Source organism: Oliverpabstia intestinalis, from assembly GCF_009696065.1.
GTDB lineage: Bacteria > Bacillota > Clostridia > Lachnospirales > Lachnospiraceae > Oliverpabstia > Oliverpabstia intestinalis.
The window spans coordinates 61,901-74,166 of sequence record NZ_VUMS01000008.1 but is presented as its reverse complement, the minus strand read 5'-3'; the positions used below and the strand labels follow the sequence as shown (position 1 = coordinate 74,166).

At 43.1% G+C, this 12,266-nt stretch carries 12 protein-coding genes; all 12 read left to right on the top strand.

Translation table 11 applies throughout. The features are described 5' to 3' along the window. Positions 1-42: 42 nt before the first annotated feature. The 12 genes from spo0A (at position 43) to FYJ57_RS05620 (ending at position 12,265) form a co-directional block, all read left to right on the top strand. On the top strand, positions 43-849 hold the full coding sequence (gene spo0A / locus FYJ57_RS05675; RefSeq protein ID WP_154431951.1) for a sporulation transcription factor Spo0A: 807 nt from the start codon (positions 43-45) through the stop codon (positions 847-849). A gap of 114 nt (positions 850-963) precedes the next feature. Then, positions 964-2,409 (top strand): glycogen synthase GlgA, encoded by a 1,446-nt coding sequence (gene glgA, locus FYJ57_RS05670; protein ID WP_154431949.1) that lies wholly within the window; start codon positions 964-966, stop codon positions 2,407-2,409. Between the two features lie 465 nt (positions 2,410-2,874). Continuing rightward, positions 2,875-3,948, top strand: coding sequence for a recombinase RecA (gene recA / locus FYJ57_RS05665; RefSeq protein WP_022172201.1), 1,074 nt, complete (start codon positions 2,875-2,877; stop codon positions 3,946-3,948). After that, positions 3,945-4,571 carry a regulatory protein RecX gene (locus FYJ57_RS05660; protein ID WP_154431948.1) on the top strand — a complete coding sequence of 209 codons (627 nt, stop codon included), beginning with the start codon at positions 3,945-3,947 and terminating at the stop codon, positions 4,569-4,571. Before recA ends, FYJ57_RS05660 begins: the two co-directional genes overlap by 4 nt. Before the next feature lie 178 nt (positions 4,572-4,749). Continuing rightward, positions 4,750-6,315, top strand: a complete 1,566-nt coding sequence (gene rny, locus FYJ57_RS05655) for a ribonuclease Y (RefSeq protein ID WP_154431946.1) — start codon at positions 4,750-4,752, stop codon at positions 6,313-6,315. A 166-nt stretch (positions 6,316-6,481) separates the two neighbouring features. Continuing rightward, positions 6,482-7,303, top strand: coding sequence for a metallophosphoesterase (locus FYJ57_RS05650; protein WP_154431944.1), 822 nt, complete (start codon positions 6,482-6,484; stop codon positions 7,301-7,303). Positions 7,304-7,342: 39 nt separating this feature from the next. Next, positions 7,343-8,128, top strand: a complete 786-nt coding sequence (locus FYJ57_RS05645; protein WP_154431942.1) for a segregation and condensation protein A — start codon at positions 7,343-7,345, stop codon at positions 8,126-8,128. Continuing rightward, on the top strand, positions 8,103-8,666 hold the full coding sequence (scpB, locus tag FYJ57_RS05640) for an SMC-Scp complex subunit ScpB (protein WP_022172196.1): 564 nt from the start codon (positions 8,103-8,105) through the stop codon (positions 8,664-8,666). Before FYJ57_RS05645 ends, scpB begins: the two co-directional genes overlap by 26 nt. 83 nt (positions 8,667-8,749) lie before the next feature. Beyond that, positions 8,750-9,952, top strand: a complete 1,203-nt coding sequence (locus FYJ57_RS05635) for a D-alanyl-D-alanine carboxypeptidase family protein (RefSeq protein ID WP_154431941.1) — start codon at positions 8,750-8,752, stop codon at positions 9,950-9,952. A 14-nt stretch (positions 9,953-9,966) separates the two neighbouring features. Continuing rightward, positions 9,967-10,530 (top strand): glycerol-3-phosphate responsive antiterminator, encoded by a 564-nt coding sequence (locus FYJ57_RS05630; protein ID WP_154431939.1) that lies wholly within the window; start codon positions 9,967-9,969, stop codon positions 10,528-10,530. 114 nt (positions 10,531-10,644) lie between these two features. Then, positions 10,645-11,613, top strand: coding sequence for a YARHG domain-containing protein (locus tag FYJ57_RS05625; RefSeq protein WP_154431937.1), 969 nt, complete (start codon positions 10,645-10,647; stop codon positions 11,611-11,613). Positions 11,614-11,806: 193 nt separating this feature from the next. Continuing rightward, entirely contained in the window at positions 11,807-12,265 is a 459-nt protein-coding gene (locus tag FYJ57_RS05620; RefSeq protein WP_154431935.1) for a MarR family winged helix-turn-helix transcriptional regulator, read from the top strand. The last annotated feature ends 1 nt before the right edge of the window (position 12,266 follow it).

Sequence of the window (12,266 nt, the reverse complement as noted above, 5' to 3'; positions counted from 1 at the left end):
CATAATTTCCAAAATACTAAGTAGATGGAGGAGTTAGTTAGAATGGAAAAATTAAACGTAGCCATAGCAGATGATAATGAACGAATGGTAGATCTTCTCAGTACACTGGTAAAAGGAGATAAAGAGTTGGAACTTGTCGGTCAGGCAGCCGACGGACAGGAAATATACAAAATTATAAAAGAGAAAGAGCCGGATGTGGTACTGCTGGATATTATCATGCCCAAGATGGATGGGATTACAGTTATGGAAAAGCTGAATGAAGATCCGTCTGTCAGAAAACGACCGGCTTTTATTATTATATCGGCAGTCGGCCAGGAACGGATCATCGAAGATGCTTTTCGGCTGGGTGCCTGTTACTATATTATGAAACCTTTTGATAACGACATGGTGCTAAACCGGATCAAACAGCTCCGCAAGTTTGGAAAAGGAATCCGCAGAGAGAACCGGGGAACGGGCAATTTGGGGAGAGCGGGAGAAATATCGGAAAAAAATCTGCAGATTGATGTTACCGATATTATTCATGAAATCGGTGTGCCGGCGCATATCAAAGGATACCAGTATCTGAGGGATGCGATCATGATGTCGGTGGAAGATATGGAGATGCTCAATTCTATTACCAAGATCCTGTATCCCACCATTGCCAAGAAACATCAGACTACACCGAGCCGTGTCGAACGAGCGATCCGTCATGCCATCGAGGTGGCATGGAGCCGCGGAAAGATGGATACGATCGATGCACTTTTTGGTTATACAGTAAGCAATGGAAAGGGAAAACCGACGAATTCTGAGTTTATAGCTTTGATTGCGGACAAAATCCGGCTGGAATATGAACATGGTACACTCCATTGATAGAATGAGATGAAAAATGCATAAAAAAACAGGCATAACCCCTTTTCTGTTTGGTAAAAATGCGATATAATATAAGGCAGATGTTGTTATTAGGAAAAACAGGAGGTTATTCGTATGAAAAAGATATTATATGTTGCATCGGAAGCAGTACCGTTTATCAAGACCGGAGGGCTTGCGGATGTTGTAGGTTCTTTACCTAAATGTTTTCCAAAAGAATATTTCGATGTAAGAGTTGTTATTCCAAAATACGCCTGTATGAAACAGGAATTTAAAGATCGGCTTCATTACATAACTAATTTTTATATGGATCTGAACTGGAGACAGCAGTACGTAGGAATCTTCGAGATGGAATATGAAGGGATCAAATTCTATTTTATCGATAATGAAGAACATTTCAGCGGGGACAAGCCATATTATGGTATGCCGGGAGATCTGGAAAAATTTGTATTTTTTTCCAAAGCAGCATTGTCGATTCTTCCGGTGATCAATTTCAGACCGGACATCATCCACTGTCACGACTGGCAGACCGGACTGATCCCGGTATATCTGAAAGAACGTTTCCAGGGAAGTGATTTCTACCGTGGTATCAAATCAGTTATGACTATCCACAACCTGAAATTCCAGGGAGTATGGGATATTAAGACTGTAAAAAGTATAACCGGTCTGTCTGATTACTTCTTCACACCGGACAAACTGGAGGCGAATAAAGATGCCAATTATCTGAAAGGCGGCCTGGTATATGCAGATGCCATCACGACTGTAAGTAACACTTATGCGGAAGAGATCAAAACACCATTCTATGGAGAAGGTCTGGATGGGCTGATGCAGGCGAGAAGCAACAGCCTGCGTGGTATCGTAAACGGAATCGATTATGCCGAATATAATCCGGAAACGGATGCCATGATCGCAATGAATTATAATGCAAAGACATTCCGAAAAGAAAAAGTGAAAAATAAGACAGCTCTTCAGGAAGAACTGGGACTGGAAGTGAATCCGAAGGCTATGATGCTTGGTGTGGTATCGCGCCTGACAGATCAGAAAGGTTTTGATCTGATTGCCTATATGATGGACGAACTGTGCCAGGATGCCATCCAGCTGGTGGTTCTCGGAACCGGAGAAGAAAAATATGAAAATATGTTCCGACATTTTGCTTGGAAGTATGACAAAAAAGTTTCAGCAAATATCTATTATTCAGAAGCAATGTCACATAAGATCTATGCGGCGGCAGATGCATTCCTGATGCCGTCTCTGTTTGAACCATGTGGTCTGAGCCAGCTGATGAGCCTTCGTTATGGCACCGTGCCGATCGTAAGAGAGACCGGTGGTCTGAAAGATACTGTACAGCCGTACAATGAGTTTGAAGGAACCGGAACCGGATTCAGTTTTAAAAACTATAATGCCCATGAGATGTTAAATACGATCCGCTACGCTGAACGGGTATACTATGACCGCAAACGCGAATGGAACAAGATCGTCGATCGTGGCATGGCACAGGATTATTCCTGGAACAATTCTGCAAAGCAGTATGAAGAGATGTACACCTGGCTGGCAGGTTATTAGAATTTATCGGGATACTCTGACACAGGCAGAGAAAATGTGAAAACATCCGATATCCCGGAACAAAAGAAAAATACGATACAGGAAACACCGGCGGAAGCTCCGCCGGTGAAATATCCTGTTTTCGTAACTGTTCAGTACCTTCACAGTTACGAGCCAAAACGCATTTAAAATCAACTTCAGTGATGGGAGTTTGGCAAAAAACAAGCCAAAACGCCTCGCGGGATACTACCTGCTGAATAGTTACCTGCTTTCTTACTTTAGAGGAAACTTGTTACCATGCAAAGGTAAAACGATCCGCAAGGACGTGGCAGGACACATTCCCGATCTTTTTTATTCATCCGGCAGATCGCCGAAATTCTCAGAAAATTTTTAAAAACAAAAATAGCAGTTGACAACAAAACTAATTTGTAATAGTATGTAAACAGTGAAACGAACATAAGTTCGCATACGAAAAAAGGAGATATTATGGCAAAAGAAGATAAATTAAAAGCCCTTGATGCGGCTTTGGGACAGATTGAAAAACAGTTTGGAAAAGGATCTGTAATGAAACTGGGAGATTCCGGTAAGAACATGAATGTGCAGACTGTACCTACCGGATCTCTGAGTCTGGACATTGCACTTGGACTTGGTGGCGTTCCGCGGGGACGAATCATCGAGATCTACGGACCGGAGTCCAGTGGTAAGACAACAGTAGCGTTACATATGGTAGCAGAGGTACAGAAACGTGGCGGGATTGCCGGATTTGTGGATGCAGAGCATGCACTGGATCCGGCTTATGCAAAAAATATCGGAGTAGATATTGATGAACTGTATATCTCACAGCCGGATAACGGTGAGCAGGCTCTGGAGATCACTGAGACAATGGTGCGTTCCGGTGCGATGGATATTATCATTGTGGACTCTGTAGCAGCTCTGGTGCCAAAGGCTGAGATCGAGGGCGATATGGGAGATTCTCATATGGGTCTGCAGGCACGACTGATGTCTCAGGCACTGAGAAAACTGACTGGTGTGGTAAGCAAGTCTAACTGTATTGTAATCTTTATCAATCAGTTGCGTGAAAAAATCGGTGTGATGTTTGGTAATCCGGAGACAACTACCGGTGGACGTGCGCTGAAGTTCTACGCATCTGTACGTATGGATGTGAGAAGAACAGAAACTATCAAACAGGGTGGAGAGGTGATCGGTAACCGTACCCGTGTGAAAGTCGTAAAGAACAAAGTGGCGCCTCCGTTTAAAGAGGCAGAATTTGATATCATGTTCGGAAAAGGAATTTCCAAAGAAAGTGATATTCTGGATCTGGCTGTAAATCTGGGAATTATCCAGAAAAGTGGTGCATGGTTTGCCTACAATGATGGCAAGATCGGTCAGGGAAGAGAGAATGCAAAGATATTCCTGAGAGAGAATCCGGAGATTGCGGAAGAAATCGAACGTCAGGTAAGAGCCCATTACGGACTTGGAGAAGATGGTCCACAGGATGCAGAAAAAGATGTGGATAAAGCAAAGGATGTTCTGACAGATGCATCAGATGATGAAGTATGAGAATCGTAGAGATTGTCCCTGTAACAAAAACAAAGTATCGTGTTGTGACAGATGAACAGCTCGCCTTTATGTTATATAAGGGCGAGCTTTCCCGTTATCGATTGAAAGAAAATGGTGAACTATCAGCAGAAATTTTCCAGGAAATCTTCAGGGAAATTCTGGTGAAAAGGGCAAAATTAAGGGCGATGCATCTGTTGACACGGATGGATTACACGGAAGCAGAACTGGAAAAGAAACTAATGAAGGGTGAATATACACCACAGGCAGTAAAAATTGCCATGGATTATGTGCGTTCGTACCATTATCTGGATGATGAACGGTACGTAGCGAGATATCTGTCTGCCTATCAGGGCAGGAAAAGCAGACGCCAGATGCAGTTTGAACTGGAACGAAAGGGGATTCCGCGGGAGATGATTCAACGAAGACAGGAAGCACTGGACGACGAAGAAGGATGTGTGGACGAAACTGACATGATTCGTCAGCTTCTGGAAAAACGATGTAAACATCCGAAAGAGGCAGATGAAAAAGAAAAAAGACGACATTATGGTTATTTATTGAGAAAAGGCTTTTCTTCTTCAGAGATTCAGTCGGTGTTCCGGGAATATTTTTCACAGAGGGAATAAGAGGTGTAACTGTGCCCTTCGCTCACAAAAAGCACCTTGTGGGATATTATCAGTGAGCAGTAATATGAACGGTAACTATATCTACAAAAAACAGGTAATCCGTTGACAAATTTGTGAAATCATTATAGAATTATACTGTTGTAAACGTACAATGAAAACTAAATAAGGAGGTGCTCCTATGGCAAACGGAATCAATATATTAATTCCAATTATTGCTGTAGTCATTGCGCTGGTAATAGCGGTTCCTGTGGCTTGTAAGCTTGCCGTTGCCAAGAAAGTAAAGCAGGATGCAGAAAAGATTGGCACTGCGGAAGAAAAAGCAAGAAACATCATAGATGAAGCCCTGAAAACGGCGGAAACTAAGAAACGCGAAGCTCTTCTGGAAGCCAAAGAAGAATCTCTGAAAACCAAGAATGAACTGGAAAAAGAGACCAGAGAGAGACGCAGCGAGCTGCAAAAGTATGAAAAGCGTGTGCTGGCAAAAGAAGAATCTGTGGATCGTAAGGCGGATGCGATGGAAAGACGGGAAGCAGAGTATTCAGCAAAAGAGACAGAGTTAAAGAAGAAAGAGAAAAAGGTTGACGAATTACATGACCAGGGAGTACAGGAACTTGAGAGAATCTCAGGACTGACCTCCGAACAGGCAAAGGATTATCTTTTAAAATCTGTTGAAGATGAAGTGAAAATTGATACTGCAAAACTTTACAAAGAACTGGAAAGCAAAGCAAAAGAAGATGCTGCAAAGAAAGCAAAAGAATATGTGGTAACAGCCATTCAGAAATGTGCGGTTGACCATGTGGCAGAATCTACCATCTCCGTTGTACAGCTTCCAAGCGATGAGATGAAAGGAAGAATCATCGGTCGTGAAGGAAGAAATATCCGTACACTGGAAACACTGACCGGTGTAGATCTGATCATTGACGATACACCAGAGGCTGTTGTTTTATCAGGATTTGATCCAATCCGCCGTGAAGTGGCAAGAATTGCTCTTGAAAAACTGATTGTGGATGGTCGTATTCATCCGGCTCGTATTGAAGAAATGGTGGAGAAAGCACAGAAAGAAGTAGAAACCATGATTCGGGAAGAGGGGGAGAACGCTGCTCTGGAAGTAGGTGTTCACGGTATCCATCCGGAACTGATTCGTCTTCTTGGACGTATGAAATTCCGTTCCAGTTATGGACAGAACGCATTAAAGCATTCTATCGAAGTTGCACAGCTGTCAGGCCTTCTGGCGGCAGAAGTCGGTACGGACATCCGTCTGGCAAAACGTGCCGGCTTATTACATGATATAGGAAAATCCATCGATCATGAAGTGGAAGGATCCCATATTCAGATCGGTGTTGACTTATGTAGAAAGTATAAAGAATCCCCAATTGTCATCAATGCAGTAGAAGCTCACCACGGTGATGTAGAGCCGGAATCATTGATTGCCGGAATTGTACAGGCTGCAGATGCAATCTCAGCTGCCCGCCCGGGTGCGAGAAGAGAGACATTGGAAACATATACCAACAGATTGAAACAGTTAGAAGATATTACAAACTCCTTCAAGGGAGTAGACAAATCCTATGCGATTCAGGCAGGCCGCGAGGTTCGAATTATGGTATTGCCAGATCATGTCAACGATTCTGACATGGTATTGCTGGCAAGAGATATTTCCAAGCAGATTGAAGCTGAACTAGAATATCCTGGACAGATCAAAGTCAGTGTAATCCGTGAAAGTCGTGTTGTAGATTACGCAAAATAATTTTTGTGGCATTCGGCCGACGAGAAAAGTCAACAACACCCCGGTGTAAAACGAAAGTTTTAGACCGGGGATTTTTTAGTACGGACAACAAATCTCTGGTACAGTTATTTGAAGACAATGTACCAGGTGAGAAACGGAACAATAATTACCCGATGAGGAATAAAAAATGAAGAAAACGATAGTGCGGGAGTATCAGCTCCCATCATCCTGTATCAAAGGAAAACAGGAACTGACGATTGCTTTTCTGACGGACCTTCATGATCAGGTTATGGGTGAGGATGGGGAGAGGATTTTTCATCTTCTCAAGGAACAGGAGCCGGATCTGGTGTTGGTTGGTGGTGATGTGATAGTGGGTAAAAAAGGATGTGACACGTCGAAAGCGTTTGCATTTCTGAAAAGATTGTCTGATAATTATCCGGTATTTTATGCCAGTGGGAATCATGAACAACGTATTTCAGAACATCCGGAGATTTACGGGGAGATCGGGAAAAACTATGAGACAGCGTTGAAAGAGCTGTCGCTGATACGGTTGCGTAATCAAAAAGTGCAGCTGAAAAAAAAGGGAATACCGATCACTGTCTATGGCCTTGAACCGGAGGAGCAGTTTTATGATAAGGGATTTCGAAAGGATGGTATGGTAAAAGAGCTGAAGAAGCACTTTGGAACTCCGGATACGGATCGGCTGACGATTCTTCTGGCACATAATCCACGCTATAAAAAAGAGTATCTTTCCTGGGGAGCATCGATGACATTTTCCGGGCATTATCACGGAGGAGTTATGATGCTTGGGAAAAAGCGGGGAGCAATCGCACCTGATTTTCGGATCTTTCCGGGTGAATGCGGAGGGATGCATCAGAAAAACGGATGTGCAGTTATTGTCAGTGCAGGTCTGGGAGAACATACGATCCCGGTAAGAATCCATAACCCCAGAGAACTGACTATCGTTCGAATCTCTGCTTTACAAAATGAGAAAATGCCTGTAAAATAAAAATTCAGGTATAGAGTGAGAAGAAAAAGAGGAAGAAACATGGGAATACCGGTAAAACTGGAAGCATTTGAGGGTCCATTGGATCTGCTTTTGCATCTCATCGAAAAGAATAAGATCGATATATATGATATCCCGATTGTGGAGATCACAGAACAGTATATGAAATATATCCGGCAGATGCAGGAAGAAAACCTGAATATCATGAGTGAGTTTATGGTCATGGCAGCAACTCTTCTGGATATCAAGTGTAAAATGCTTCTTCCCAAAGAAGTAACTGAAGAAGGAGAAGAAAAGGATCCCCGTGAAGAACTGGTGCAGCAGCTGCTGGAATATAAGATGTTTAAATATATGTCCTATGAGTTAAGAGATCGTATGGCAGATGCTTCCCGCTGTGTATATCGGGCGGAGAGTATGCCAAAAGAAGTACTGGATTATCAGCCACCGGTGGATATCCGGGAACTGATCGGAGATCTGACACTGGCCAAGCTTCAGAATATCTTCAATTCTATCATTAAACGTCAGGAAAACAAGGTAGATCCGATTCGAAGCAAATTTGGCAAGATTGAGAAAGAAGAAGTCAGTCTGGAAGACAAAATGAGTGATCTGGAATTATATGCCGGAACACATCATTATTTTTCTTTCCGTGGGCTTCTGGAACGACAGTCCGGTAAGATCCAGGTGATCGTTACTTTTCTTGCTATCCTGGAATTGATGAAAACCGGCGTGATTACCATAGAGCAGGAACATTTATTTGATGATATTCAGATTACATCTTTAATATACGAGGAGCAGCAGGCAGATGGAGAAACTGGAAGCAGCGATTGAGGCGATTTTATTTTCCGCAGGCGATTCGGTGGAAACCGGAAGAATCGCGAAAGCAATCGGACAGGATAAAACTACAACGGAAAAAATTATCCGGAATATGATGCTGAAATATAATGCCAGAGACCGTGGAATCAAGATCCTGGAGTTGGATGGAGCATTTCAGCTGTGTACCAAACAGGAGTATTATGAATATCTGGTGGAGATTGCATTGCAGCCAAAGAAAGCAGTACTGACGGATGTAATGCTGGAGACACTTTCAATTATCGCATATAAACAACCGGTAACGAAACAGGAAATTGAAAAAATCCGTGGTGTAAAATGTGACCATGCGATCAATAAGCTGGTGGAATATAATCTGGTTCAGGAACTTGGACGACTGGATGCCCCGGGACGTCCTATTCTTTTTGGGACAACGGAAGAATTTTTGAGGAATTTTGGAGTACAGTCGACAGAGGATCTGCCAACGATCAGTCCGGTGAAAATGGAAGATTTTAAGGCAGAGGCGGAAGAAGAGATTCAGCTGCAGCTGGATCTGTAATAAAGAGAAAAACCGGTTCTAAAAGAAAGAAAAATGCATATAGTATCTTTGGAAAACTGTGATAAAAAACGGGAGGATACTATATGGGAAAAATAAAGCTGGGATTGTTGCTACTGCTTATGACGCTGGTGGGAACACCGATGACAGGATATGGCATGCAGCTGAGTGAATCAGAACTATATGCGCGTTCGGCATGTCTGATGGATGCAGACTCCGGGCGTGTTTTGTATTCTAAAAACAGTGAACAGAAACTTCCGATGGCAAGTACTACAAAGATTATGACCTGTATTCTTGCACTGGAAGACGGACGGATGGATGATCTGGTTACAGTATCTGCCTACGCAGCGAGTCAGCCGAAAGTACATATGGGTGCAAAAACAGGAGAACAGTTTTACCTGCAGGATCTTTTGTATGCGCTGATGCTGAATTCAGATAATGATGCTGCTGTAATGATTGCAGAGCAGGTGGGTGGATCAGTAGAAGGATTTGCAGAAAAAATGAATCTGAAAGCAAGAGAACTCGGCTGCGATGATACATATTTTATTACACCGAACGGTCTGGATGCCGAGAATAAAAATGGGATCCACAGTACAACGGCAAAAGATCTGGCAAGAATTCTTCGATACTGCATCATGGAGTCTCCGAAAAAAGCGGAATTTCTTGCAATTACGCAGATGCCTGCCTATACATTCTGGAATTATAGTAAGACGCAGATTTATCAATGTACTAATCATAATGCGTTTCTTGGAATGATGGATGGAGCATTGACGGGAAAAACCGGATTTACAGGAAATGCAGGATATTGTTATGTGGGTGCTTTACAATGGGAGGGAAAAACTCTGATTGTATCGCTGCTTGCATGCGGATGGCCGAATAACCGTGGATATAAGTGGGAAGATACCAGAAAACTCATGACATATGGGCTGGCCAATTATGAATATCGGGATGTGTTTGAACAGAAAGATCTTGGTCGGATCGCAGTGCTGAATGGCCGGCAACAGGGGACGACCATCGATGAAGTGGCAACGACCAGTCTGGAATACGGATCCGATGTAGAACAGATGCATCTGTCTTTGCTGTTACGGAAAGATGAACAGATCACAGTTCACTATCAATTGCCGCCACAGCTGGAAGCTCCGGTCCGAAAGGGACAACAGATTGGAGTGGCGCAGTATTTTCTTGGCAAGGAGCTGCTGCAGGAATATCCGATATATGCAGGTGAACAGGTGGATGTGAGAGATTATTACTGGTGTCTGGAACAGATAGGGGCAGCTTACTGTGCCTGACAGGAAGGAAAAATATGAGAAAAATAATGGAAGAACTGGAAGACTGTCCGGTGATTGCGGCAGTAAAAGACGAGAAAGGACTGGAAGAGTGCCTGAATATGGATGTAGGTATGGTATTTGTTCTATATGGAACGGTATGTACGATCGGTGAGATCGTAAAAAGGATCAAAGATCAGGGAAAAATCGCTGTGGTACATATTGATCTGATTCAGGGATTAAGCGGAAAAGATGCAGCAGTGGAATTTTTGAAGACATATACCCGTGCCGATGGTATCATTACCACGAAACCAGCTCTTATAAAGTGTGCAAAAGAACTGGGGATGTTCACTGTGCTTCGTTTTTTTGTAATTGATTCCATGGCATATGATAATATTCAGAAACAGACAGCAGGGTATCGTCCGGATGTGATCGAGATTCTTCCTGGGCTGATGCCGCGAGTAATCGAAAAAATAAAAAAGAGTGTAAGATGTCAGGTGATCGCTGGTGGACTCATCAGCGAAAAAGAAGATATTGTGGCTGCACTGAAGGCCGGTGCCGTAGCAATTTCCACCACAGACAAAAATGTATGGAAAATGTAAGAAGATAGACAGTTTTTGCCTGTTGTGTTTTCGGAAAGTTCGTTATATAATTTTTCCATACGAGAGAATGCTGTAAGAAGAGAAAACAGCAACACAGATTATGGAGGAAACAGTATGTTTTGTAAATATTGTGGAAACCGTCTGGAGGACGGGGATCGTTTCTGTGGGGCATGTGGACATCTGGTAGAAGAGAAACCGATGCAGGAGACTGCAAATGAGGATTCTTATAAAAAACAGGAAGAGAAAGTGCCCCGCATCAAAAAGAAAAAGCCGGAACCTGAATATGATAATCGTATGACAGAAGGAATGGGATATGGTTATCAGATGGAGCAACATCAGGAAGACGATGATGACGAGGATGAGGAAGAGTGGGAAAGAGAAGAAAAAAAAGAGAAGATCACTTTTGCTATTCTTGGAATTATTATCGTTGTTCTGGTGGTAGCTATCGTATTTGGTGTTGTAAAGCTGGTAGGTGCAGGAAGCGGAGATACGAAAAAAGTGCCGCAGCTGAATGAACAGATGAAAGAAGATATGCAGAAGATTCAGGACAGAGATGAAAAAGATACAGAAGAGAGTGAGGATGCGTCAGTTGCGGATGAAACAGTGAAAGAACCGGAGACGGTACCCCCCGAAGTGACAGCCACACCGGAGCCAACCCAGGAAACATCACCGGCGCAGGAAGCAGAAACGACTGCAGCACCGACACAGCAGGTCACGCCTGAACCGACTCAGGAAGCTGCGGTTCAGGAACAGCATAAGGAAGCGGAAGTCAATGATGCAGAAACTGCAAGTGACACCGAAAACAGCGATTACGTGATACCGGACAGCAGTACCCGTTATCTTACCAACACAGATCTGACCGGTCTTTCCGAATGGCAGATCCGTATCGCAAGAAACGAGATTTATGCCCGTCACGGAAGAATTTTCAAGTCGGATGATCTGGCAGATTATTTTGCATCCAAAAGCTGGTATACGCCAAGTGTATCAGCAGATCAGTTTGATAATTCATATCTGAATGCAATTGAAATTGAAAATCTGAAACTGATCACAGCTTATGAGAAAGCACATAATCTGAACCAGTAACAGAAATAAAAACAGGAAACTCCTGAAACAGAAACACACGGTGTGTGGTCATCTGTTTCAGGAGTTTTTTCTTTTATTGTCAGAAAAAAATATAAAAAAACTATAAAAACTCTTGCATCCTGCAAAATAAGTGATATTATTAGTTGGTCGACGAAACATTAGCTGACTAACTAATAAGAAAGGAAGAAATCGAATGAGTGAAAAAGAACATTCCGTAGATTTTCTGATGATAAAATTGCTCCATGTGTATGCGACAAAGATATTTCATCAGCTTTCACATGTGAATCTGCACCCGGGGCAGATGCCGATGCTGGATATTCTTTATCGGCAGGAGGGACTCAGCCAGAGAGAAATCTGCAGCCGTCTGTGTATCAAACCGTCTACGGTGACGGTGTCCCTGCAGCGAATGGAAAAAGCAGCTCTGATTTACCGGGTGGCTGATGCGAAGGATAAGCGGATCCAGAGAATCTACCTGACGGATTCCGGAAAAGAAATTCACCGGGAAGTGGAAAAGATCCGAAAAGAAGTGGGTAGTGTGATGCTTCAGGGAATGACTCCGGAAGAGGTAGATCATCTGAAAAAACAGATCCTTCAGATGCATGAGAATATGGAAAAAATGCCGGGAAGTACTGAGATTAAGGATTACCTGTAAC